We start from the raw sequence: 22121 nt of genomic DNA on the forward strand, positions 1-22121 counted from the left end.
CACACAGGTGGACGAAACACCGCTGGGCCGCGCGGAGGCCATGTACCGCGAGGACCGCACCTGCCAGGACCTCGGCATCACCGTCGACGGCATCGCGCAGGGCAGGGCCACCGCCCGTCTGCGTCTGGCCCCCACGATGGTCAACGGCCACGGCACGGCCCACGGCGGCTACCTCTTCCTCCTCGCCGACGTGGCCTTCGCCTACGCCTGCAACACCCGGGGCGCGACCACGGTCGCGCAGGCCGCCCAGGTGACGTTCCTGCGCCCGGCCAGGGCCGGCGACGACCTCGTCGCGGAAGCCGTCGAACGCTCCCGGTCGGGCGCCAACGGCATCTACGACGTCACCGTCCGCCGCGACGACGGCACGGTGATCGCCGAGTTCCGAGGTCAGAGCCGCTCCCTGCCCGAGCGAGCCGAACAGAGATGAGTGCGATGACTGACATCCGTCCCCTGGACCGCCGGGCACTCGAGGTCACCGAGGCCATCGTCGACCAGGTCCAGCCGGACCAGCTGGGCCTGCCCACGCCCTGCGCGCAGTGGTCCCTCCGGCAGCTGCTGGCCCACATGGCCGGCCAGAACCACGGATTCGCGGCCGCCGCCGACGGCGAGGTGTCCGACGAGTCCGTCTGGGCGGACCGGCCGGTGGACGACGATCCGGCGGGGGTCTTCCGCGCCTCCAGCCGGCGGGTCACCGCCGCGTTCGCCCGGGAGGGCGTGCTCGACGGCGAGTTCTGGCTGCCGCAGGTGCGCGGCGGCCAGATGTTCCCCGCGCGCACCGCGATCGGGTTCCACTTCGTCGACTACGTCGTGCACGGCTGGGACGTCGCCGCCACCCTCAGCATCCCCGCCCCCTTCGACGAGGAGACGCTCACGGCCGTACTGCCCTACGTGGAGGAGGTGCCGGACGGACCGAACCGGCGGGCACCGGACGCGTCCTTCCGGCCCGCCCTGCCGGTCCGGGACGGCGGCCCGCTGCTGGACCGCGTCCTCGCGCTGCTGGGCCGCTCACCGAAGTGGCCCGCCTAGGGCGCGTTTCGAAAGTCCCGCCTGCCCCGCGGCGCCACTTTCGAAACACGCCCTAGGGCCTGTCGTCACATTCCCGTCGGACGGACCGGCGGAAGGCGCTACGACCGCCCTCCACCGGTCCGGCAACCGCCTTGCGCCGGTCCGGCAACCGCCTTGCGTCGGTCCGGCAACCGCCTTGCGTCGGTCCGGCGGCCGGGCCGTCCCGCAACCGCACTTCGCCAGCCCGCCCGACGGGCCGCCGGTCCGGTGACCGTTCTTCACCGGCTGGAGAGGGGGCCGGACCGGCAACCGCCTTCCGCCAGGTCCGGCGACCGTCCTCCGCCGGTCCGGCAGCGGTCCTCCGCCGGTCCCGGCCGCCGGTCCCGCGCGGAACCATCGCCCGCCGGAGGCCGGCCGCCGCGTCCGGCACCGTCGCCCGTGTGCCGCACGGCGTCGCCGGGTCACGCCGACCGGTCGAGCAGGACCTCCTTCTCCGCGCCGAGCTGCCGGCCGCAGTAGGCGAGGGCGCGGATGCGCGCGTTCTCCTCGGTGGTGCGCCACACGAGGGCCACCGACGTCGTCGGCAGGTCCCGGATCGGGACGAAGGCGACGTCGGGCTGGGCGTAGTAGCGCGCCACCGACTCGGCGAGCGGTGCGACGCCCTGGCCCGCCGCCGTCAGCGACAGGATCTCCTGGCAGGTCCGCACCTCCTGCCCGAGCCGCAGCGTGCGGCCCGCGGGGGTCACCAGCGGCACCTGGTGGTCGCGCCAGTAGCTGGGCGCCGTGTTGGCCAGGCGGAAGACCGTTTCTCCCGCGATGTCCTCGATCCGCACGGAGACGCGGCCGGCCAGCGGGTGGTCCAGCGCCACGGCCAGCACCCGGGGCTCGTGGCCGAGGACCGGACCGACCGTCAGGTCCGGCTCGCGGATGGGCAGGCGGGCCACCAGCATGTCCACCTCGCCGCGCCGCAGCGGCCCGAGCAGGTCGACGCAGGGCACCTCGCGCAGGACGATCCGGCACTCGGGGGCGTAGGCGCGCGCGGCCCGGATCAGCTTGGCCGCGTACCCGCCGCCGGCGGCGCCGGTGAAGCCCAGCCGGGTGGTGCCCGCGGTGCCGCGCGACTGGGCGACGGCCTCGCTGTACGCGTCGTTCAACTGCTCGTACAGCGGCCGCAGCCGGTCGATCAGCACCTGTCCCAGGGCGGTCACCCGCACATGCCGGCTGGACCGGTCGAAGAGCTGCCCTCCCACCTTCTGCTCGGCGTCCCGTAACAGGCGGCTGACCCGGGACTGCGAGATGTGGAGTTCGTGGGCCGTCCGGCCGAAGTGAAGCTGCTCGCTGAGGGTGATGAGGCATTCGATCTCACGCAGTTCGAGCACTCCCTGCTCCCCCTAGTTCTCGATGCCACTGTCCATGGATACCTGGTCATATGAACGGAAAGCCATTCTTTCACTGAAGGCCGGGGGCCGGCGGGGACACCGGAGTCCGGCGGATCACCGTCCCCGCCGGGTACGGCCTCCGGACCGGGAACGGCGAGCGCGTCCCCGCCGGGCCGGCCGCGCGCTGTCCGACGCCTGGGCCCGGCGCACTCACCAGCGGGCCGCCCGTCAGGACGAGGCCGGCGCGCTCCGCCGGCTGCGCCCGCATCCGCCCGCGCGGCATCCGCTCCTCTCCGGCCAGGTGCTCGACGAGGCCGGCGCGCGTGGCGGCACCGAGGCCAGCGGCCGGCCGTGGTCCACCGCCGTCTGTCCTGCGGGCAACTGCGCGACCACCTCGCGGGGGAAGTCCCGGAAGAGTTCGCCGCGCTGCCGGCCGGCCTGGGCCTGGCCGTCGCGCAAGGCGCGCTGGACCGCGTCACCGACACCGTCCGGCGCATCACCGTCCGGCGCGTCACCGTCCGGCGCGTCACCGTCCGGCGCGTCACCGTCCGGCGCATCACCGGCCGGCGCGTCACCGGCCGGCCCCGGGCACCTTCCGTGCCCTGCTGGACAGGGCCGCGAGGACAGGCGTCAGGCAGCGCCGGCCGGGTGTACGCGGAGGTGGTCGCGGGTGACCCTGGTGATCTCGTGCCAGAACGGCACCGCGGTCAGGTAGAGCCCCAGTGCGCTGAGGATCCCCAGGGAGACGTCCACGCTGACGCGTCCCTGCCGGGCCCAGTAGACGTCCTTGAGGTCGAGCAGCAGGGCGAACTCGTCGGCGATCAGCGCCGAACCCGCGCCGTACAGGGCGCCGATCCCCGGGTGGCCGACGTACGCGTCGTCACCGCGGACGGCCACCAGTCCGACCCCCGCGAGCGTGGCGATACCGAAGTTGTAGTGGTGCAGGTGGGTCCGGTCGGCGGAGACGTTTCCCCAGGGCAGCCAGCCGCCCCGGATGCCGTGGGTGATCAGCCGTGCCGTGCCGAAGGTGCAGCCGAAGCCGAGCCAGGCCGCCATGAGCGAGCGCTGGGTGGGCACGGTGTGCTCGTGCAGCGCCCGGCGCCAGCGTTCCCGCAGGGGCAGGCGCCGGCGGTGGCCCGAGGGCCGGGACGTGCGCGCTGAGGCCATGCTCGCTCCTGATCGTCGCCCGAGTGACCGGGGACCCGCGCGGACGCGCCCGGACACCGGCCAGACCTACCACCGGGCGGCCGGCCTGAAGCCGGGGCGTCCCCTGGACGGCGCAGTGCGAGGGGAACGCCGGCGGGGGCGCGGGCAGTGGGTGCCGGTAGGGGCGCCTGCAGTGGGTTCCGGGAGGGATGCGGGCAGTGGGTTCCGGGAGGGACGACGACAGGGACGCGGGCAGGGCATGGCAACGCGGGGGCAGCGGCGGGGCGGGGGCGGGACCGGCGGCGCCCCCCGGCCCCTGCCCCCTGCCGCGCGGTCCGCGCGCCGCGGAGGTCGGTCCCGGCCGGTCCGCGTGGCGCCCTCGCCCCTTACGGCCTCCTCACTCCTCGCGGGTCCCTTCGCTCCCCGCGGCCCGGCCGCTCTCTTCGCCCCCCGCGGTGCCCGCGCCCCCTGCGCTCCCTTCGGTGCCTGTGGTCCCTGCCGCCAGGACCGTCACCTCCGAGTCGTAGGCCACGGCCAGCCGCCCGCCGGGTGCCAGTGCCACGGCGCCGACCGGAGCGGTCACCACCACGTCGGGGCCGACCTGTTGACGGCCGGCCAGGTCCCACACCCGGACCCGGCCGTCACCGCCACCGGTGAGGGCGACCGCGCGGCCGTCCAGGACGCCCGTCGTCAGCGCGGAGGCATGGACGTCGTGCACCGCCAGGTCCCCGGCGAGGGCCGTACCGGTCGCCAGGTCAAACAGCCGCAGGACCGCCTTGTCGTTCACCTCGCAGAGGGTGACCAGGACGGGCCTGCCGTCGAGGACCGCGGTCGCCACCCCTTCGACGTACTCGTCGGGTCCGTCCCCGTCCGGCAGTTCCAGGACGCAGAAGGGCGTGCCGACCCGCGTGGCCGTGGCCGCGTCCCGCACCAGGACCGTGCCGGCGGCGTCGACGGTGACCACGACGGTGCGGCCGTCCAGCCGCGCGAACGCCGCGCCCTCCACGTCGTCTTCGTGGCCCGGCAGCGGACCGTGCAGCAGTTGACGGCTCGTCAGGTCCCATATGCCGGCTTCCCCTGCGCCGTCGCCGGTGACCAGGACGGGCCGGCCGTCGAGCCGGGCCGTCGCGAGGGACGTGACGCCGCCGTCGGGCGCCAGCGGTTCTCCCGACTGGGCTCCGGTGGCCGGGTCCCACAGCCGGACGGTCTCGTGGAGGGCGCCGGTGACCACGGTGGGGCGGCCCTCGATCTCCGCCGTCGCCACCGCCGTCAGCATGTTCGCGTGGCCGGTCAGCTCGCAGACCGGCTCGCCCGTGGCGAGGTCCCATATCCGGCCCGTGCCGCCCTCGTCGGCACTGACCAGGAGCGCCCGGCCGTCCAGCTCCGTCGTCGTGAGAGCGGCCACGAAGTCGCGATGACCGGAGGACGGGACGGGGCGCGCCGGGCCGGGGGACGGTTCCCACACCCGGATCTTCCCGTCCGCGCAGGCGAGGACGGCCAGGACCCGTCCCTCGGCCTCGGCGACGGCCACCGCGCCGATGCGGCCGCCGGAACCGGCGAAGACGGATCCCCGTTCCTCGCCGGTGGCCAGGTCACAGATCCGGGCCACGCGCGCGGAGCCGCCGGTCACCACGTGGGGACGGCCGCCCGGCCGTGCGAGCGCCGCGCCCCGTGTGCCGCCGAACTCGCCGGCCTCGCTCGTGAGCGTCGCGCCCACCTGCTCGTTGCCCGCCAGGTCCCACACGACGACCTGACCGCCCGGGCTGCCCGCGACACCGACCGGGCGGCCGTCCAGGACCGCCGTGCTCAGGCACTCCACCCCGGTGTCGTGCAGCCGCAGCGGCTGCTGGACCTGCTTGCCCTTGGCGAGGTCCCAGATCCGTACGGTCCCCTCCTCGTCGCCCGTGACCGCCACCGTGCGGCGGCCGATCACCGCCGTGGCCACCGCCCGCACCGCGGTGCCGCCGGCCAGCGGAGCACCGGCCGGCTTGCCCGTGGCCGCATCCCAGACCCGTACGACTCCCGCCTCGTCGCCCGTGACCGCCACCGCGCGGCCGCGGACCACGGCCGTGGCCACCGCGGTCACCCGGCCGGAGTGACCGGTCAGGGGCGGGCACACGGCCTGGCGGGCCGCCAGGTCCCAGAGGCGTACGGTCCGGTCGCGCCCCCCGCTGACCAGCAGCGTACGGCCGTCCACGGCGGTCACCGCCACCGCGGCCACCTCGTCCTCGTGGCCGCGCAGGGCCGCCCCGCTCTCCTGGCCGGTGGTCAGGTCCCACACCCGTACCGCGCCGTCCGCGCCGCCCGTGACCGCGACCGGCCGGCCGTCGACCGTGGCCGTGGCCACGCAGGTCACCGGGCCCTCGTGAGCCGCCGCGGTGAAGCGGAACCCGCCGAGCTGAGTGCCGGTGGACCATTCGACACGCCCCCACCGCGGTGCGGGCGCCTCCGGCAGCGCCACCGCGCTGATCCGCGCCGACAGCCCGGGATCCTTGCGCCGCGCGGCGTCCAGCGCCAGCACCTGGCGGCGTACGGCGGGGGAGGCGCAGCCGTGCAGTTCGGCCGAGGTGCGGTAGACGTCGGCGACCGGGCCCGGCGCCAGGTCGAGCAGGGGCAGCACCGTGGCCGGGTCGGCGGTGACCAGGAACCGGGCGTCCTCGCGCAGCGCGCCGGCCAGGTGGAAGGCGGCCTCCTGGCTCAGGCCCGGATCGGCCCCCTCGGCGGCGGCCCGCAGTTCGCCGACCGCCCGCTCCGTGTCGCCGGACTCCGCGAGCAGTGTGCCGAGCACCAGCCGGGCGCGCTGCACGTGCCGGTGGTCCCCGGCCGCGGCCACCGCACGCAGCCGCTGTTCGGCCTCCCGCAGGTCGCCCTCCGCGTGGTACATCCGGGCCACGTCGATCGCCACCGCGGCGGCGAGGTGCGGGTCGGGATCCGCCTCGGCCACCGCCTCCAGGCAGGCCCTCGCCTCGTCGTACGCGCCGAGTTCGGTCAGCACCTCGCTCAGCTGTATCCGCGCCCGCCCCGCCATCGCGGTGCTGTCGGCGGCCGCCGCCTCCTCGTACAGCGCGCGGGCTGCCGCGAGGTCACCGGCGCGCCGCATCAGCAGGGCGAGATCGAAGGCCGCGCGCGTCACGACGAACGCCTGTCCGGACTCGTGCGCCCTGCGCAGCAACGGCAGCGCCCGCTCGTCCTGCCCCGCCTCCGCGTACAGGTGGCCCAGGGAGAGCGACGCGTTCACCGCGACCCGCTCCACGTCACAAGCGGCGGCCAGGGCGAGTTGCTCGGACGCCCGCGCGAGGTCTCCCGTCCGGGCGTAGATCGCGCCCCGGTGGTAGGCGACGTCCGGCTCCGCCTGCGCTCCGGCGAGCGCCAGCGCGCGGTCCAGCGCCGCCAGGGCCTCGGCGTGGCGATCGTTCACCGTCTCCCACAGACACGTGACGATCTCGGCCGCCGCCCGCAGGTCGGGCTGCCCGCCGGCCCGCGCGGCCTCGGCCAGCCGCAGCGCCTCCTCGACCTGCCCGTCATTGATCAGGCTGTCCAGCCGCTCCGTCAGGCTCCGGTAGGTCATGCCCATCGTCGCCAGCGTTCCCTGGAGCGCGTCGAGGTTCTGCTGCACGCGTCGCTGCCGCCTCCCGCGCAGCCAGCCCCCGCGTCCGCCCGAGTCGTTCATCGTCGCCGTTCCTCCCCTTGATCGGTTGACCAAGCAGCGTACGCCCGGCTCCCTCGGTGGGTCCGGCCCTGCGGCGGGACGGCGGCCGCGTGCGGCGGCGCACCGCCTCGGCCGCAACACGCCCACTAGGAAGGGTAGGTGACGTTTGATCAGGAACAGTAGAAGAGCAGCCGGTCATGGTAGGGCGTCCGAGCGTGCCCGCTCGCACCACGGCCAGCGGGAGGGGGGTGGCCCGTCGCACCCCGCTGCCGCCCCGTCCTCTCCTTTCCTCCCCTCCGAGTCGCCGCGCCGTCGCCTCGCCGGGTCCGCCGTCCGGCCGTGCGGCCGGATCAGTCGAGCTCGAGCAGGAGTTCACTCAGTTCGGCCGGCATGGTGATCATGCAGTCGTGCCCGGTGGGCAGTTCCCGGACGCGAGCCGGAGAACCGTTGGGCTGAATCGCGGGAACGGGCCGCCGTACGATGCCTTCCGGCCGCACGCCGACGCAGTGGATGTGGGTGCGCGGAACCGCGCGCAAGGCCGGGTTGTCCAGCCGGACCGGTTGCCGCAGGCAGCGCACGGGCTGGTCGGAGAGCATCGAGCGCAGCCAGGCGACGTCCGCCGGGTCGGTGACCCCGAACAGACCGAAGGGAGCGGGCAGTTCGGGCGGCGGCGGAACGCGCCACCCACTGCCCGACGTCATCGCCCGGTCGATCAGGTCGCGGGTCACGGGCTGGACGTCGGCGGCACTCTCGCCGTGCTCCGGGACCATCGCGTCGAGGTACACGAGGTGCGCGATCCTGTCCGGGACCTGGTTGGCCGCGGACGAGATGACCAGTCCGGCGTAGCTGTGCCCCACGAGGACCACGTCGGTCAGGTCCTCCTCGTCGATCAGCCGCAGGACGTCCTCGACATGGGTGTCGAGACCCACGTCGGGACCGAGCAGGTGCGCCTTGTCGCCGTAGCCGGTCAGCGACGGGGCGAGCACGCGGTGTCCCGCCGACTCCAGCAGCGGGACCACCCGCTCCCAGCACCGGCCGCTGTGCCAGGCGCCGTGCACCAGCAGGAATGTCGACGTCATGGGAAAACGGTCTCCCTCTTCGGGGCGGGGAGGCACGCGGACATGGTGGTTCCTTCTGGTGCCTCGGTACTCTTCGAGAACCGGAAACATCGTGGCGCGCCCGCCACGTCGTGACAATCAGGCACTTTTCGGTGCCCCGGTTCCCAGGAGGTAACCATGAGCGCAGTGGGCGGCGAGCCGGGGCCGGTGGGGGAGGACCCGTGCCGGACCCGTGAAGTGCTCGACATCGTCGGCAACAAGTGGTCGCTGCTGGTCGTGCGCAACCTCAGCGACGGACCGCGCCGCTTCACCGAACTGAAGCGTGCCATCGACGGGATCAGCCAGCGGATGCTCACCGTCACCCTGCGCGGCCTGGAACGCGACGGAATCCTGACCCGGACCGTCCGCAACGTCATGCCGCCGCACGTCACCTACGCGCTGACCCCGATGGGCCGGACGCTCCGCGAAGCCACCCTGCCCCTGCTGGAGTGGAGCACCGCGCACCTGGCCCGCATCGACACCGCCCGCGCCGAGTACGACGCCCGCCCCCCGGCCCCGCCAGCCTAGGCCCTGTCCTCACGACACCCGCGTCCTGCGCGGCGGCGCCGGGTCCGGCGGCCCGTCACGTCCTCGCGGTCAGGGCGCCAGGTGCGCGCCGGCGCGGACCGGCGGCGGGACCCGGCGGGCCGGGGGCGCCGCGCCGGGCGTCGTCCATGACGCCGGTTCGTCGCCGACCGCTCCCGCCGGGGGCTGCGAGAGGTGCCAGCGGGCGGCCGGGGCCCGGCGAGCCGGCCCGGCCGCTGACGGTTCCGCAGACCGGACCGCGCGGGTTCGGCGCCCGCCACCGGGCGGACTTCCACGCCGGCCCTCCGCTGGGGGTGCCGCGCCGCCGGGCCTGACGGGCCGCCGGACGTGACCGCGCGCGGGCGTGTGTTGCCGGTGAGGGTCAGTGGGTGAAGGTGAACCAGTTGACGTTCACGAACTCGACGCTGCTCTCCGCGAACGTCAGGTAGAGGTCGTGGACACCGGTGACCGCGCGGGTGACGTTGGCGGGCACGGTGCGCCAGTTCTGCCAGCCGCCCGTGGAGCCGAGGTCGATCTCGGCGATCTGCGGTCCGGTGGCACTGTCCACCCGGACACGGATCGCGCCGCTGACGCCGGCGCCGACTCCGGAGGCGACCCGGGCCAGGAACTGCGCCGGGGACGTGGTCCCGAAGTCCACCGAGGCGTACTTCAGCCAGTCCCCGGCCGCGAGGTAGCCCACGTCGCGGCCGCCGCCGGTGTCGGTGCAGGTCTCGGTCTGCGCGCCGTTCTGGGCGGTGTGGTCCTCCGCCTGGATGGTGGAGTAGGCGCTCGTGCCGCCGCCCCCGGGCGGGGGGACCGTCCCCGAGCCGCCGGGGCCCAGGGTGATGGTCCATGAGGTGGGGGCGGGGTCCTGGAGGTGGCCGTCGACCGGGGCGCTGCCGGTGGGGCCGACGTCGTCGTACGGGAAGGCGTAGCCGATGGCCGCGTACTGGTGCACCAGGCGGGCGTAGTGGTTGGTGACCGACTCCGTGTAGTACTGGGCGGGCGTGACTCCGTTCGGCTGTGACGCGCCTCCGGGGACCAGGAGGCTGGAGCGGTTGAGGGCGGCCGCGAGGCGCGCGGCGACGGCGGCGCGGGCGTCGGGCCCGGAGTTGTACAGCGGCCCGCTCGCGCAGCCGAAGATGTCGGCGGCGGAGGGCTTGGTGAAGGGCACCCCGTGGGTGTCGAGCCCGGCGAACGTGAGCACGTCACCGCTGACGGTCCCGGAGTACGCGCCGACGGATCCCTGCCCGTCCACGGTGAGGGTGTGGGTGCGGTAGTAGTCCCACACGCGGTCCAGGTACGGCCGCCAGTACGCGCCGAAGTCCGTGGGGGCGTGGGAGGGCGCCAGCACGCGCAGCACCGTGCCCGAGGAGTCGGTCGCCACCAGCTGGTCCCAGGGTGCCCCGTCCGCCGCGTGCTGGGCCCGCAGCCCGGAGGCGATCGAGGCCAGGGCCCCCGAGGGCAGCGCGGGCACCGACTGGTTCCCGGCGGCACCGGTGGTGGCCATCGAGACGGGCAGGGCGACCATGTCGACGTAGCTGACGTTGGCGTACAGGTTCGCCGCGTTGTAGGTGAACTCGCAGAACGTCCAGCTGGTCGTCCAGTTGGGGTCGGTGCTGGTGAATCCGGGCTGCACCAGACCGGGCACGCCGCCGTTGCCGCCCGGCGGGTTGACGAAGAACTGGATCTTCCGACCGGTCGAGAACCAGACGCGGCCGCCGATCACGTAGTCGCCGAGCGTCAGCCGGGTGGGCGCGGAACCCGGACCGCCGAGCGCGATGGAGTAGTCGGGCACCGGTGTCAGGACCGAGGACGGGCTCGGCAGCCGGTGGAAGACGCCGTCCGCGGTGACGAAACCGGGCCATCCGGAGGTGTCGGCACCGGATATGTAGGCGTAGACCGGTGCGGAGCCGCCCGAGTTGTCGGCGAGCGCGATCGGCAGTGCGGCGGCGGGGGCGCCCGCTGCCGAGCGGGCGGCGGTGGCGGTACCGGCGGCGGTCAGGGGCAGAGCGGTCGCGGTGGCCGCCGCGGCGGTGAGAAGGGCACGACGGGAGAGCACGAGGCCTCCTGAGTGGGTGTGGGGGCTGGCGCCTGGAGGGGAGAGCTGGGCAGCGGAGGGGGAGGTGGGGGGAGTGGGGAGCGGGGGAGCCAGAGTTGGGGGTGGGAGCGCTACCACTATTGGACTGCACCAATTGGCGGGTCAAGAGGCGTGCGGCAGAGGGCAGTCGGGAACCGTCCGCCGCCGTTCGCGGACACCACCCCGATGGACCTGCTCACGGAGCGAATCTTGAGAGACGCTTTGCGAAGTACCGGGGAACCCGTCCCCATGCCTTCACCGTCTGACAGGGGAGTGAGCCTGGCAGGGGAGTGGGCCCGTCGGGATCGGAGTCGAGAGAGCGAGGCAGGGAATGGGACGGCGCAGGGGCGGCATAGGGATCGCACTCGTGATGGGCGCGGTGCTGGTGGGCGCGAGCGCCTGTGGGCACGACGGCGGTGACCGGGCGACCGGTGCCGACGCGAAGGGTTCGCACAAGCCGGGCGCCGGTGCCAGTGCCTCCCCGTCACCGACGAAGCCCGCGGGGCCGCCGATGCTGCTCGAGACGATCACCCCGCAGACGGGCACCACCGTCGGGGTGGCCATGCCGATCTCGGTGGTCTTCAGCAACCCGGTGGCGTCCAAGGCCCGGGCCACGGTCGAGAAGCACATGAAGGTCAGCGCCTCGCAGCCGGTGGCAGGCGCCTGGCACTGGTTCGGCGACAAGCGCGCCGACTGGCGGCCCGAGAAGTACTGGCCTTCCGGCACGACGGTGAAGATCGACGCCGACCTGACCGGCGTCGCCAACGGCAACGGCCGCTACGGCGTGCACGGCTACACGCACACCTTCAAGATCGGCGACGACGTGCGCGCGGCCGTCTCGGTGCGCGGCCACACCATGAAGGTGACCCGCAACGGCAGGGCGGTCCGCACCCTGTCCATCAACGCGGGCAGCGCCCAGTACCCGACGTGGAACGGCACGATGGCCGTCATCGACAAGCAGAAGAAGGTCCACATGACCTCCTGCAGCGTCGGCATAAGCTGTGACAAGGGCAGCCCCAACTTCTACGACCTGACGCTGCCCTGGGACGTCCACCTCACCCAGTCCGGCACCTACGTGCACTACTCGACCGGCGACCCCCAGCCGGGCAGCGGCAGCGCCCGCGGCTCGCACGGCTGCGTCCACCTCTCCCTGTCGGACGCCAAGTGGTTCTACGACCAGGTCAAGCAGGGCGACCCCGTCACCATCACCGGCTCGCCCCGTGCCGAGGCGGATCCCGACAACGGCTACGCCGACTTCAACCTCGGCTGGGACAAGTGGCTGGCGGGCAGCGCGTCGGGGGAGAGCACGACCGCCTCGCTGTGACGCGCCGCGGCCGGGGACCGGACGACCGTCCGCAGGTCCCCGGCCGGCGGGACCTCACGTCTGTCTCGCGACGTCTGTCCCGCGCCCGGACGGACGGGGCCGCACGGGTGGGTCCGTGCCGGGGCGCGGGGGCCTGACGCGGGGACCTGTGCCCGGGTGGCGCGGCTCGCGCGTGCGTCTGTGCCCTGGCGCGGAGGCCGCACGCGCGGGTCTTCGGCCGGGCGGCGGGGCCTCACGCGCGGGTGGCGTCCGGGCCGGCGTGGCCGGCCGTCCAGCGGTCGACGCGGGCCCACTGCCCGAGCAGCCACTCGCTGCGGGCGTCGTCCCCGGCGGGCACGCGGCTCGCCGGTACGCGCCACCAGTGCGCCCGCACGCTCTCGCGCAGCGGCAGCCGGCTCCAGGCGGTGCGGACCGAGTGGACGACGTCGAGGCCGGTGTGCGCCACGAAGACCACGTCGGCCGTGGGAGCGGCGGCGATGGCGGCGAGAGCACCGGCGTCGCGCGGCGGCAGGACGTGGTGCATCCGCTCCGCCCGCCGGGCCCGGACCGCCGCCCCCCGGCGGCGCAGCGAGGCGATGGCGCGCCTGCGGCGGCGCGGGGTGAAATTGCCGCCCTCCGGAAACAGCACGAGGGCGTCGCCCGGGCCCAGCCCCGCCGCCAGGTCCCCGATGGCGTCCCGGTCCCGGCCGGAGGAGGGCAGGAAGCAGTGGGGGACGCGCCCGACGAGGACGTCGAGAGCGGGATCGGCACGCAGGACCCGCTTCAGGACGGTGTGGGGCCGCAGCCCGGCCCGGCTGAGCAGCGTCTGCAGCAGCAGGAAGGAATCACCGGTCCCGGCGTGCCGCGCGAGGACCAGGACGGGCCCCGCCGCCCCTCCGCTCCTGTCCGGCAGCGGGGGCGTCACCTCCACCCGGAGCCGGAAGAGCCGCTCGCCCGCCCGCCGCAGCACGCTCAGCAGCCTCTCCAGCACGGCGAACGCGTCCGTGGCGCGCCGCTCCGCGCCCTCCCGACCCTCGGGCAGCCGACGCGCCCACAGCCCGGCGGCGGCCACCAGCCCGGCCAGGTCCACCAGGAGGTACAACAGGGCGAAGCACGCGATCCGCACCGGCCTCCAGGGGCCGCGTGTGGCGAGCGAGACCGGCGCGCCCAGCAGGGCCGCGACCACGAGCAGCGCGGCCACCACGGGCAGGAGGGCGAGCAGCAGCCCCGTGGTGAGGGTCCGGCGCAGCCCGGTGACCAGCGGGCCGGTGAGCCGTGCCGGGCCGCCCGCACGCGCACCCGGCGCGGTCATCGCGGGCCGTCGGACGTGCCGTCGGCCGCGCCGCGCGCGGGGCCGAGGACGGTGTCCAGGTACCGGGAGGAGGCCGCGTAGGCGCGCTCGATGCGCTCGGCGGTGCGCCCGAAGCTGCGGTGCCGCAACTGCCGCAGGGCGCCGGTGCCCTCCTCGGGGGCCGAGCCCGACGGCAGCACGCGGACGGTGACGCCGGGCGGCAGGTCCGCCATGTCGCGGGCGAACCGGTGACGGCGGGCGATCTCGAACGCCACCAGCGCCACCTCCCAGGGGGCGCGCGGCGGTGCGAGCGGGCGTTCGACGCGGCCGACCTGAAGGACGTAGACCTCGCTCGCGCCGAGCGCCACCGCGCGGCCGACGGGGATGCTGTTGACCAGGCCGCCGTCGACGTAGTGCTCGCCGTCGAGCCGGACGGGCGGCAGCAGCCCGGGCACCGCGCAGGAGGCGAGCACGGCGTCCACCAGCGGCCCGGCGGCGAACCAGTGCTCGGCGGCCCGTTCGATGTTCGCGGCGACGCACTGGAACGGCAGGGCCAGCTCCTCGACCCGCGTCACCGGGAGGTGGCAGGAGAGGAGGTCGCGCAGCGGCGTGGGGTGGTACAGGTGGGTGCCGCTGCGCACCGCGGTGCCCAGCCGCCCGAGCAGCGATCCGGAGAACACGCCCGCCCGTCCCAGACCGGTCCACAGGCCGGCGAGCCGGGCCACCGACGCGCGCGACGGGTCGGCCGCGACGGCGGCACCGTTGATCGCGCCGACGGAGGTGCCGACGACCAGGTCCGGGTACACACCGGCGGCGAAGAGGGCCTTCAGCATGCCGACCTCGTAGGCGCCGAGCGCACCGCCGCCGCCCAGTACGAAAGCACGGGCCGGTGGGCGGGCGGGTCGGCTGTCCTCCATGACCGAAGAGTGCCCCGCCAGGGCCTCGTGAACCGGCGGCGGGCCCCGCAGGGGCCGGCCTCCCCTCTGCCGGGGCCGCCGCAGGCCAAGGCGAGACCGCGGTGCGGCAGTTGCGCGAACGGCCCGCTCAGTCGTCGTAGACCGTGCCGGGTGCCGGGGTCCGGCCGGTGAGCAGGTACGTGTCGATGGCGTCCCGGGTGTGACTGGTGCCGTGGGCGAGGTAGCTGGTGTGGCCGTCGCCCTCGCGGGTCACCAGCACGCTCGACGCCAGCCGGCGGTGCAGCCCGAGCGCCCACGGATACGCCGTCGACGGGTCGTGGGTGGCGTTGGTGATCAGGATGGGCGGCGCGTCGCGGACCCGGAGCGGACGCGGCGGGTTCACCACCGGTGCCGGCCAGCCCGCACATCCGGTCAGAATGGTCCACGACTGGGACGCGCCGCCGAGCCGGGGCGCGGACGCCTCGCCGAGCCGCCGCAGCCGGCGCAGGCCGGCAAGGGTGTGGACCGGCGTCGGCCAGTCGAGACACTCGACCGCGATGCCGCTGCCGTTCATGACGGCGTCGGCCGGCCCGGCGGCGAGCGCGGGCGAGAACGCCGAGGCGTCACCGTCCGCGGCCTGCCGCAGGGCGAGGGCCGCGTTGGCGCGCCGGGCCGGGAAGAGCAGCAGGTTCTGCAGGCTGAACCGGATGTCCTCCCCGGTCACGGTCGTACGGCAGTCGCCCGCCTCGGCGCACTGCGGGGCCGGCAGCGGCGTACGGTCCGCGGTCGCCACCAGGGTGTCGAGGAGCCGCCGCACGTCGGTGCCGTGCAGGGCGCAGGACGGGGTGTGCGCACACCAGTCGGCGAACCGGTCGAAGGCGTCCTCGTAGGCGTGCGCCTCGTCGCGGAACAGGCTCGTCGTCCGCAGGGAGTGGTCGAGCGCGCCGTCCAGCGCGAGCGTCCGGATGTGCCGCGGGAACAGGGCGGCGTACGTGGCGCCGAGCTGCGAACCGTAGGACAGCCCCAGGTAGTTGAGCCTGCCCTGGCCGAGCGCCCGGCGCAGCGCCTCCAGGTCGCGTGCGGCGCTGACCGTGTCGACGTGGTCCACGAGCGGCCCGGTGAGCCGGCGGCAGCTCTCGCCCAGTTCCCGGTTGCGGGTGACCAGGCGCTCGAAGGCGGCCTCGTCCCGCGGGAAGAGGGAGACGCGGCGGTTGAGCAGCGCCGGATCGCAGCGCACCGGAGTGCTGAGCCCGATGCCGCGCGGGTCCAGGCCGATCACGTCGAAGTGCTCCCGGGTGGCGGCGGAGAACACCTTGGAGCCGAGGGACTCGGCGTACACGACCCGCGTCCCCGAACCGCCGGGTCCGCCCGGATCGAAGAACAGACTTCCCACCGGGTGCGCGCCGGTCGCCGGGAGACGGTCCACGGTCACCGTCGTGGTCGGCCCCTCGGGGTGGGCGTAGTCCACCGGCACCTGGATCGAGGCGCATCGCAGTTCCTCCGGCGCACCGGGGAACGGGCACGCCCGCCAGTGGAGGGCCGCCGTCCCGGGACCGGAGCCGGTGGGCGCGGCCGCCGTGGCCGTGGCGGCCGTCGCCGTCGTCCCGGCAGCCGCGGTCGTGGCCGTCGCCGTCGTCCCGGCAGCCGCGGTCGTGGCCGTCGCGTCCGGCGCCGCGAGCAGCGCCGTCACGAAGGCCGCCGCCGTGGCGAGCCCGGCTCCCCGCAGCGCCCTCCGCCGGGCCGGCGGCCGTCCCCCGGGCGCCGGGCGCCGCGTCGCGCCGGCCCTTCCTGGTGCGCCAGTGACGCGTGGTGATGTGGTCATGCCGGTCACTATGGCGCGACGGAACCGTCAAGTCACCGGTGCGCGCCGGAGGTTGAGGCCGAGGCCCGGCAGCAGTGGCGGACGGGTCACCGGACGCGGCCGGCCCCGGTGGCACCGCTGGGGGCGGCGAGGATCAGGGTCAGCCGGGCAGGTCGCCGGTGTAGCGGTAGATGTTCCCGGCGGAGTTGACGCCCCAGACGGTGCCGTCCGCGCCCGTGCCGATGTCGGTGAGGCCGCCGGGGATCTGCACCCACGGGTTCGCGTCGTTGCCGGTGTAGTGGTAGATGTTCCCGCCCGCGTTCACACCCCACACCGTGGTGCGCGATCCCGAGGAGATGGCCTTCAGAGCGCCGCTGATCTGTTTCCAGTGGTTGGTGTCCTGGTCGCCGGTGTAGCGGTAGATGTTCCCGGCGGAGTTGACGCCCCAGACGGTGCCGTCCGCGCCCGCGCCGATGTCGGTGAGCGCGCCGGGGACCTGCTGCCACGGACTGGCGTCGTCGTTGGTGTAACGGTAGATGTTCCCCGCGCTGTTGACACCCCAGACGTTGGTCCGGGACCCCACCGCGATCCGTACGAGAGCGCCGCTGATCTGTTTCCAGTGGTTGGTGTCCTGGTCGCCGGTGTAGCGGTAGATGTTCCCGGCGGAGTTGACGCCCCACACGGTGCCGTCCGCGCCCGCGCCGATGTCGGTGAGCGCGCCGGGGACCTGCTGCCACGGGCCGGCGTCGTTGTTCGTGTAACGGTAGATGTTCCCCGCCGAGTTCACTCCCCAGACGTTGGTCCGGGACCCCACCGCGATCCGGACCAGGCCACCGCTGATCTGCTTCCAGTCGGCCATGCGGACGACTCCTTTCCGCTCAGGGACGATGCACCCGGAGGTTCCCCCAGCGGAACGATTCTCCTGATAAGCGAATCTAATGGCCAGCCGTCCCTGTTGTCCGGAACGATGTGTTTGCGTGCGTGGTCACCGTGTGCGGCAAGGTGGCCGCCCACGGCGACCACCGTCAATGTGACGCGAATCGTGCTCGCTCGTGTGGGGCACTGCCGGGTGATCTGTTGACGACCCCGGTTCCATCCGACGACGGCGGGCAACAGGGGTCGGGCGCCCCCTCGCACGAGAGGACGTCTCGTGGCCTGCCGCGGAGGACGGTACGGTCCCGGCCGGAACATGACCGGCCGGAACATGACCGGCGCCGACGGGGGACGATGCAGAACGGACGGGGGGACGATGGAGAACAATGGAGGAACCAGTACCTCACCTCATGCCCCGCCTCATTCCCCCCACGAGCTGCCATGTCCCCACCCCCTGATCCCCGCGGCGCGCGTCAGGCGAGCCTGTTCCCGCTCGCCGACCTGATCGACGCGTCCGGACCCCGCACCGACTCTCGTACCGAGGCGGGACCCCGCACCGAGCCCGGGCCCCGCACCGAGGGCCGGCCCGGAAGCGCGTCCGCGCCGGAGACCGCCTCCGAGCCCGGCGTCCGGCCGTGGCCCGAGGACCCGTCCGCGGCCGCCGACCGCCTGCTGCGGATCCGCGAGATCCATGCGGAGGCCGAGGCGGCCGCCTCGCCCCGCGGCCGGCAGATCCTGGCACGGTTCCCGCGGGCCCGCCTCATCGAGGTCGACTCGCACTGGCGCGTTCCGCACCTGCACGGCAACGAGGGGAACGTCGAGCGCTGGGCCCGCGTGAAGGCCGAGACACTCGTCCTCGGCGTCCGCAAGACCCTGACCGTCCGCCCCAACGGCCGCTCAGCCGACTGGATCGCGCCCGGCGCCTCCAACGGCTGCGCCATGGCCTGCGCCTACTGCTACGTACCGCGCCGCAAGGGCTACGCCAATCCGATCACCGTCTTCACCAACGTCGACCGCATCATCTCCCGCCTGGAGCGCCACGTCTGCGAGCAGGGCCGCAAGAGGGAGCCGGACCAGTGCGACCCCGAGGCCTGGGTCTACGACATCGGCGAGAACGGTGACTGCTCCGTCGACGCGCTGATCAGCGACAACACCGCCGATCTGATCCGGGCGTTCCGGGCCTGGCCGACCGCCAAGGCCAGCTTCGCCACCAAGTTCGTCAACCGCGGCCTGCTCCGCCTCGATCCCCGTGGACGCACCCGCGTCCGCTTCTCGGTGATGCCCCCGCAGGACGCCCGGCTGCTGGACATCCGCTCCAGCCCCGTGCCCGAGCGGATCGCCGCCGCCGCGGACTTCGTGGAAGCCGGTTACGAGGTGCACTTCAACCTGTCGCCCGTCGTGCTGCGCCCCGGCTGGGAGGCGGCCTGGGCCGAGCTGCTGCGGCACCTTGACGACGTGCTCCCGCCCGCCGTCAAGGCGCAGGCGGCCGCCGAGGTCATCCTGCTCACCCACAACCGCGGCCTGCACGAGATCAACCTCGGCTGGCACCCCCGCGCCGAGGAACTGCTGTGGCGCCCGGAACTCCAGCAGGCCAAGCGCTCGCAGAACGGCGACGACAACGTCCGCTACCGCACCGGTCTGAAAGGGGCCGCCGTGCAGCGCCTACGGGAACTGATCGCCGCGCACGCGCCCTGGCTCACCCTCCGTTACGCCTTCTGACCCGTGGCCCCCGCGCCACGGCGGCCACGGAGCGCCGGGGCCGGCCCGGGCCCTGTCCGATACGTCCAAGAGGACGCTGCGGGCGGCCCGCTACCGTGACGGCCATGAACAGCACCGGCAACGAATCACGCCACCTCAGCGTCCGCATCGACCGCGGTGCCGAGGACGTCTACGCGTACGCGTCGGACCCGGCCAACCTGCCCGCGTGGGCCGAGGGGCTGGGAGATTCCATCGAGGAGACCGACGGCCGATGGATCGCGCCGTCCTCCCCCATGGGGCGGGTGGAGGTCGCCTTCACGCCACGCAACGAGCTGGGCGTGCTCGACCACGACGTCACCCTGCCCTCGGGCGAGACCGTCCACAACCCGGTCCGGGTGATCGCCGACGGCACGGGCAGCGAGGTGGTGTTCACCCTCCGCCGCCGGCCGGGGACGAGCGACGACGACTTCGAGCGGGACGCCGGCATGGTCGCCGCCGACCTCGCCCGGCTCAAGAAGCTGATGGAGTCCGCCTGACCTCCCGCCGCGGCACACCCCGGTCGGCCTCCTCCCCCCGGACGGGAGGGGCCGGCCGCTCCCGGCCCCAGGCGGCCAGCGGCCCGAGCGCGTCGTTGAGGCGCGTGCCGTCCTCGGTCAGCGAGTACTCGACCCGGGGCGGCACCTCGTCGTAGGAGAGGCGGCGCACCACCCCGTCCGCCTCCAGCTCGCGCAGGTGCGAGGCCAGCACCTTCTCGGTGATCCCCGGCAGCAGCCGGCGCAGCTCGCCGAAGCGGCGGCAGGGGTGCTCGTGCAGCGCCCAGAGGATCAGCACCTTCCACTTGCCGCCGATCACCTCCATCGCGGTGTCGATGCCGCAGACGTGTCCGCCCGCCGTGCCGGGCCGGTTCAGCGTCGTCATGCCCCACCCCTCTGACGTGCTCGCTCACCCCGGGGTAACCACCCACTCCCAAGTGCGTACTTGATCACCTCCGGGCGGGGGACCAGCCTAACCGGCATGACACACACCACTGCCGAGAAGACCCCCCTCACCCTGCTGGGCCTCGGCGCCATGGGCACCGCGCTCGCCCGCGCCTGGCTCGCCGCGGGCCACCCCCTCACCGTCTGGAACCGCACACCGGCCCGCGCCGCGGCACTCGCCGCCCAGGGTGCGAGGGTCGCGGACACCGCCGCCGAGGCGGTCGCGGCGAACCCCCTGGTCGTCGTCTGCCTGCTGGACGACACCTCGGTCGAGGAGGTGCTGGCCGGCACCGACCTGACCGGCCGGGACGTGGTCAACCTGACCACCGGCACACCCGCCCAGGCCCGCGCCCGCGCCGGCTGGGCCCGCGAGCGCGGCGCCCGCTACCTGGACGGCGGGATCATGGCCGTCCCCCCGATGATCGGTGTCCCCGAGGCCGGCGGCTACGTCTTCTACAGCGGCTCGCGGGAACTGATCGAGTGGCACCGGGAGACCCTGAGCGTCCCGGCCGGCACGACCTACGTCGGCGAGGACGCGGGTTTCGCGGCCCTGCACGACGTGGCGCTGCTCAGCGCGATGTACGGGATGTTCGCCGGTGCCGCGCACGCCTTCGCCCTGATCCGGAAGGAAGACATCGACCCCCTGGCGTTCGCCCCGCTGCTGGCCGACTGGCTCGCGGCGATGGCCCCGGCGGTCCACGAGACCGCCGCCCGACTGCGCAGCGGTGACTACACCGAGGGCGTCGTCTCCGGCCTCGCCATGCAGGTGGCCGGCACGCCGACCTTCCTGAACACCGCCGAGCAGCAGGGGGTCAGCCCCGAACTGCTTGCCCCCTACTTCCGGTTGATGCGCCGCCGCCTGGCCGAGGGCAGCGGTGAGGAGGACCTGACGGGCGTGGTCGACCTGCTGGTGCGCTGACCGCCCTCTGCGGGCGCGGCCCGGTCGGGTGCCGGCCACGGTCCCCGGCGCAACGCTGCGCCCGGCCCCTCGGCGCGGCGGCGCAAAACCCGGCCGCAGCCTTTCGCCGTTGTCCGCGGCACCGGCCGTGTGGTCGCCCCGCCTCGGCCGCGTGGAAGAGGCCCGCCGGGCCTACGGCGTCAGGGAAAGCACCGGCAGCCGCTCCGCCTGACGGCGACGCGGCCCCCCGCGTCCGCGTACGAGCACCGCCACAGGCCTCCCCGCTCTGTCAGTGGTGGCGGCTAGCGTTCTTCGTGACGTGCCGACGCGACGACGGGGACTCGGAGGGGTGCGGTATGGGCGCTTCGGACTGGCACTACCACGTGCCGTATCAGGAGGACCTCGGTGCCGCGCTGGAGGAGTTGCGGCAGCGTGTGTTCCTCGCCGGTGACTACTACTGGGTGCGCGGCGACGACCGGCTGTCCGAGGACGAGCGCCGCCCGCGGCCGTCGACCCTGGACGAACTGTGGGCCGACGAGTGGACGCAGCACTCCGGAACCCACTCGATCCTCGATGTCTTCCACGTCCAGCGGGAAGACGAGGTGCCCGAGATCTGCGCGGTGCGGCCGGTGACCGCCGAGGAGGCCCGCAGGGCCGCCGGCACCGACCGGCTGACCCGCGACCACCTTCCGGCGATCCAGGACCTCGCGCGCGAGCGCTGGTACGGCCGCTGCGCGGTCCTGCACGACGACCGGGGGACGCCGCGGGAGATCTACTTCTGGGGCTGGTCCGGAGACTGAGGGCTCCGCCGGTTCCGGAGCGCAGTCGCTCCACGCGGTCCGCGTCGCTCCCGGCGGTCCGCGTCGCTTCAGGCCGTCCGTGTCGCTTCCGGCGGTCCGCCTCGCTTCAGGCCGTCCGTGTCGCTTCCGTCCGTCCACCACCACATTCGCTGCGGCAGGCAGGCAGGCAATCAGACAGGCAGGCAAACAGGCAGGCAGGGCGGCGTGACCGGCCGGTCGGTACGGATCCCCTCGATCCGGCGACCACCAGGCGGCCGGGTGTCGAGGGTGCGGCGCCGCGGGGCGTGCCCTGGCCGCCGGTCCCGGGCCGGCGCCTCGCAACGGTCACCGGCCGAGGGCATTCCCGACGTTTACCTTTGCAATGCTTGCCTTTGCCAAGGTTTTGCGTCGTGCGGGCCGATTTAGGTGCCCGAGGCAATTAACCACCTCTATGGTTGTTACAAGCAACGATTACGGAGGTGTGATGGCCGAGCGGGCGCAGTACGAGGAGCTTGCGCGTCAGCTCAGCGCCGTCGGCGCCGTGAAACGGGACCTGGGGCGGATCCTGCCGTCCGACTGTCCGGCCGGCTCCGCCGCCGTGCTGACCCTGCTGGGGCGCCACGGTGAGATGCGCATGAGCAAGCTCGCCGAGCTGCTCGCCGTGGACCTGTCGGTGACCAGCCGGCACGTCGCGCACGTCGCCGCCCGCGGCTGGATCGACCGG

19 protein-coding genes are annotated in these 22121 nt (G+C 74.3%); 9 read left to right on the forward strand and 10 right to left on the reverse strand.

All coding sequences use genetic code 11. From position 1 onward, the window contains the following. The first annotated feature begins 7 nt into the window (after window positions 1–7). The gene (gene paaI / locus IG64_RS14020) at window positions 8–427 is read left to right on the forward strand and encodes a hydroxyphenylacetyl-CoA thioesterase PaaI (RefSeq protein ID WP_420709924.1); all 420 of its coding nucleotides are present in this window, start codon (window positions 8–10) and stop codon (window positions 425–427) included. Window positions 428–432: 5 nt separating this feature from the next. Beyond that, entirely contained in the window at window positions 433–1026 is a 594-nt protein-coding gene (locus IG64_RS14025) for a TIGR03086 family metal-binding protein (protein WP_051812872.1), read from the forward strand. 440 nt (window positions 1027–1466) lie between these two features. Here IG64_RS14025 and IG64_RS14030 read toward each other — a convergent pair whose 3' ends face one another. The 4 genes from IG64_RS14030 to IG64_RS14050 form a co-directional block, all read right to left on the reverse strand. Beyond that, entirely contained in the window at window positions 1467–2384 is a 918-nt protein-coding gene (locus IG64_RS14030; RefSeq protein ID WP_051812873.1) for a LysR family transcriptional regulator, read from the reverse strand. A 630-nt stretch (window positions 2385–3014) separates the two neighbouring features. Continuing rightward, on the reverse strand, window positions 3015–3551 hold the full coding sequence (locus tag IG64_RS14040) for a hypothetical protein (protein WP_037855519.1): 537 nt from the start codon (window positions 3549–3551) through the stop codon (window positions 3015–3017). A gap of 376 nt (window positions 3552–3927) precedes the next feature. Then, complete coding sequence (locus IG64_RS14045; protein WP_051812875.1) at window positions 3928–7200, reverse strand: tetratricopeptide repeat protein; 3273 nt, start codon at window positions 7198–7200, stop codon at window positions 3928–3930. 329 nt (window positions 7201–7529) lie between these two features. Next, window positions 7530–8258 (reverse strand): alpha/beta fold hydrolase, encoded by a 729-nt coding sequence (locus IG64_RS14050; protein ID WP_037855521.1) that lies wholly within the window; start codon window positions 8256–8258, stop codon window positions 7530–7532. A gap of 156 nt (window positions 8259–8414) precedes the next feature. Between IG64_RS14050 and IG64_RS14055 the strand changes: the two genes are divergently transcribed. Then, complete coding sequence (locus tag IG64_RS14055) at window positions 8415–8804, forward strand: winged helix-turn-helix transcriptional regulator (RefSeq protein WP_037855523.1); 390 nt, start codon at window positions 8415–8417, stop codon at window positions 8802–8804. A 379-nt stretch (window positions 8805–9183) separates the two neighbouring features. On the opposite strand, the gene IG64_RS14060 is transcribed toward IG64_RS14055, so the two are convergent. Continuing rightward, window positions 9184–10863, reverse strand: a complete 1680-nt coding sequence (locus IG64_RS14060) for a beta-1,3-glucanase family protein (RefSeq protein ID WP_037855525.1) — start codon at window positions 10861–10863, stop codon at window positions 9184–9186. Window positions 10864–11212: 349 nt separating this feature from the next. Here IG64_RS14060 and IG64_RS14065 point away from each other — a divergent pair, with 349 nt between their 5' ends. Continuing rightward, entirely contained in the window at window positions 11213–12205 is a 993-nt protein-coding gene (locus tag IG64_RS14065) for a L,D-transpeptidase (RefSeq protein ID WP_037855528.1), read from the forward strand. A gap of 232 nt (window positions 12206–12437) precedes the next feature. Here the strand turns inward: IG64_RS14065 and IG64_RS14070 are convergent, their stop codons facing one another. The 4 genes from IG64_RS14070 to IG64_RS14085 all read right to left on the reverse strand — a co-directional run bounded on the left by IG64_RS14070 (window position 12438) and on the right by IG64_RS14085 (window position 17031). Then, entirely contained in the window at window positions 12438–13496 is a 1059-nt protein-coding gene (locus IG64_RS14070) for a 1-acyl-sn-glycerol-3-phosphate acyltransferase (RefSeq protein ID WP_037855530.1), read from the reverse strand. Continuing rightward, window positions 13493–14392 carry a patatin-like phospholipase family protein gene (locus tag IG64_RS14075; protein ID WP_037855533.1) on the reverse strand — a complete coding sequence of 300 codons (900 nt, stop codon included), beginning with the start codon at window positions 14390–14392 and terminating at the stop codon, window positions 13493–13495. Before IG64_RS14075 ends, IG64_RS14070 begins: the two co-directional genes overlap by 4 nt. Window positions 14393–14519: 127 nt before the next feature. Next, window positions 14520–16193, reverse strand: coding sequence for an alpha/beta hydrolase (locus tag IG64_RS14080; RefSeq protein ID WP_158771567.1), 1674 nt, complete (start codon window positions 16191–16193; stop codon window positions 14520–14522). 139 nt (window positions 16194–16332) lie between these two features. Then, window positions 16333–17031 carry a tectonin domain-containing protein gene (locus tag IG64_RS14085; protein ID WP_037855535.1) on the reverse strand — a complete coding sequence of 233 codons (699 nt, stop codon included), beginning with the start codon at window positions 17029–17031 and terminating at the stop codon, window positions 16333–16335. Between the two features lie 455 nt (window positions 17032–17486). Between IG64_RS14085 and IG64_RS14090 the strand changes: the two genes are divergently transcribed. Both IG64_RS14090 and IG64_RS14095 read left to right on the forward strand, forming a co-directional pair. Beyond that, the gene (locus IG64_RS14090; protein ID WP_037855540.1) at window positions 17487–18764 is read left to right on the forward strand and encodes a spore photoproduct lyase family protein; all 1278 of its coding nucleotides are present in this window, start codon (window positions 17487–17489) and stop codon (window positions 18762–18764) included. Between the two features lie 104 nt (window positions 18765–18868). Next, the gene (locus tag IG64_RS14095) at window positions 18869–19279 is read left to right on the forward strand and encodes an SRPBCC family protein (RefSeq protein WP_037855543.1); all 411 of its coding nucleotides are present in this window, start codon (window positions 18869–18871) and stop codon (window positions 19277–19279) included. On the opposite strand, the gene IG64_RS14100 is transcribed toward IG64_RS14095, so the two are convergent. Next, the gene (locus IG64_RS14100) at window positions 19254–19661 is read right to left on the reverse strand and encodes a winged helix-turn-helix transcriptional regulator (RefSeq protein ID WP_051812880.1); all 408 of its coding nucleotides are present in this window, start codon (window positions 19659–19661) and stop codon (window positions 19254–19256) included. The two genes, IG64_RS14095 and IG64_RS14100, sit on opposite strands and share 26 nt — an antisense overlap. Before the next feature lie 96 nt (window positions 19662–19757). Between IG64_RS14100 and IG64_RS14105 the strand changes: the two genes are divergently transcribed. The 3 genes from IG64_RS14105 to IG64_RS14115 form a co-directional block, all read left to right on the forward strand. Next, a complete protein-coding gene (locus IG64_RS14105; RefSeq protein WP_037855546.1) occupies window positions 19758–20639 on the forward strand; it encodes an NAD(P)-dependent oxidoreductase in 882 nt (293 codons plus the stop codon). Window positions 20640–20974: 335 nt separating this feature from the next. After that, window positions 20975–21418, forward strand: a complete 444-nt coding sequence (locus IG64_RS14110) for a hypothetical protein (RefSeq protein ID WP_037855548.1) — start codon at window positions 20975–20977, stop codon at window positions 21416–21418. A gap of 463 nt (window positions 21419–21881) precedes the next feature. Continuing rightward, window positions 21882–22121, forward strand: a 240-nt coding sequence (locus IG64_RS14115; protein WP_037855550.1) for a MarR family transcriptional regulator, incomplete at its 3' end; no start/stop codon positions are given.

The sequence above is a fragment of the Streptomyces sp. NRRL S-340 genome (assembly GCF_000720185.1).
Classification (GTDB): domain Bacteria; phylum Actinomycetota; class Actinomycetes; order Streptomycetales; family Streptomycetaceae; genus Streptomyces.

Excerpts from the sequence above, each read along its gene's own strand:
- IG64_RS14095 (WP_037855543.1), top strand. The coding sequence starts at position 18,869 with ATGAACAGCACCGGCAACGAATCACGCCACCTCAGCGTCCGCATCGAC.
- IG64_RS14080 (WP_158771567.1), bottom strand. The coding sequence starts at position 16,193 with ATGACCACATCACCACGCGTCACTGGCGCACCAGGAAGGGCCGGCGCG.
- IG64_RS14110 (WP_037855548.1), top strand. The coding sequence starts at position 20,975 with ATGGGCGCTTCGGACTGGCACTACCACGTGCCGTATCAGGAGGACCTC.
- IG64_RS14050 (WP_037855521.1), bottom strand. The coding sequence starts at position 8,258 with ATGACGTCGACATTCCTGCTGGTGCACGGCGCCTGGCACAGCGGCCGG.
- IG64_RS14055 (WP_037855523.1), top strand. The coding sequence starts at position 8,415 with ATGAGCGCAGTGGGCGGCGAGCCGGGGCCGGTGGGGGAGGACCCGTGC.
- IG64_RS14040 (WP_037855519.1), bottom strand. The coding sequence starts at position 3,551 with ATGGCCTCAGCGCGCACGTCCCGGCCCTCGGGCCACCGCCGGCGCCTG.
- IG64_RS14085 (WP_037855535.1), bottom strand. The coding sequence starts at position 17,031 with ATGGCCGACTGGAAGCAGATCAGCGGTGGCCTGGTCCGGATCGCGGTG.
- IG64_RS14105 (WP_037855546.1), top strand. The coding sequence starts at position 19,758 with ATGACACACACCACTGCCGAGAAGACCCCCCTCACCCTGCTGGGCCTC.
- IG64_RS14045 (WP_051812875.1), bottom strand. The coding sequence starts at position 7,200 with ATGAACGACTCGGGCGGACGCGGGGGCTGGCTGCGCGGGAGGCGGCAG.
- IG64_RS14100 (WP_051812880.1), bottom strand. The coding sequence starts at position 19,661 with ATGACGACGCTGAACCGGCCCGGCACGGCGGGCGGACACGTCTGCGGC.
- IG64_RS14025 (WP_051812872.1), top strand. The coding sequence starts at position 433 with ATGACTGACATCCGTCCCCTGGACCGCCGGGCACTCGAGGTCACCGAG.
- IG64_RS14075 (WP_037855533.1), bottom strand. The coding sequence starts at position 14,392 with ATGGAGGACAGCCGACCCGCCCGCCCACCGGCCCGTGCTTTCGTACTG.
- IG64_RS14090 (WP_037855540.1), top strand. The coding sequence starts at position 17,487 with ATGTCCCCACCCCCTGATCCCCGCGGCGCGCGTCAGGCGAGCCTGTTC.
- IG64_RS14065 (WP_037855528.1), top strand. The coding sequence starts at position 11,213 with ATGGGACGGCGCAGGGGCGGCATAGGGATCGCACTCGTGATGGGCGCG.
- IG64_RS14070 (WP_037855530.1), bottom strand. The coding sequence starts at position 13,496 with ATGACCGCGCCGGGTGCGCGTGCGGGCGGCCCGGCACGGCTCACCGGC.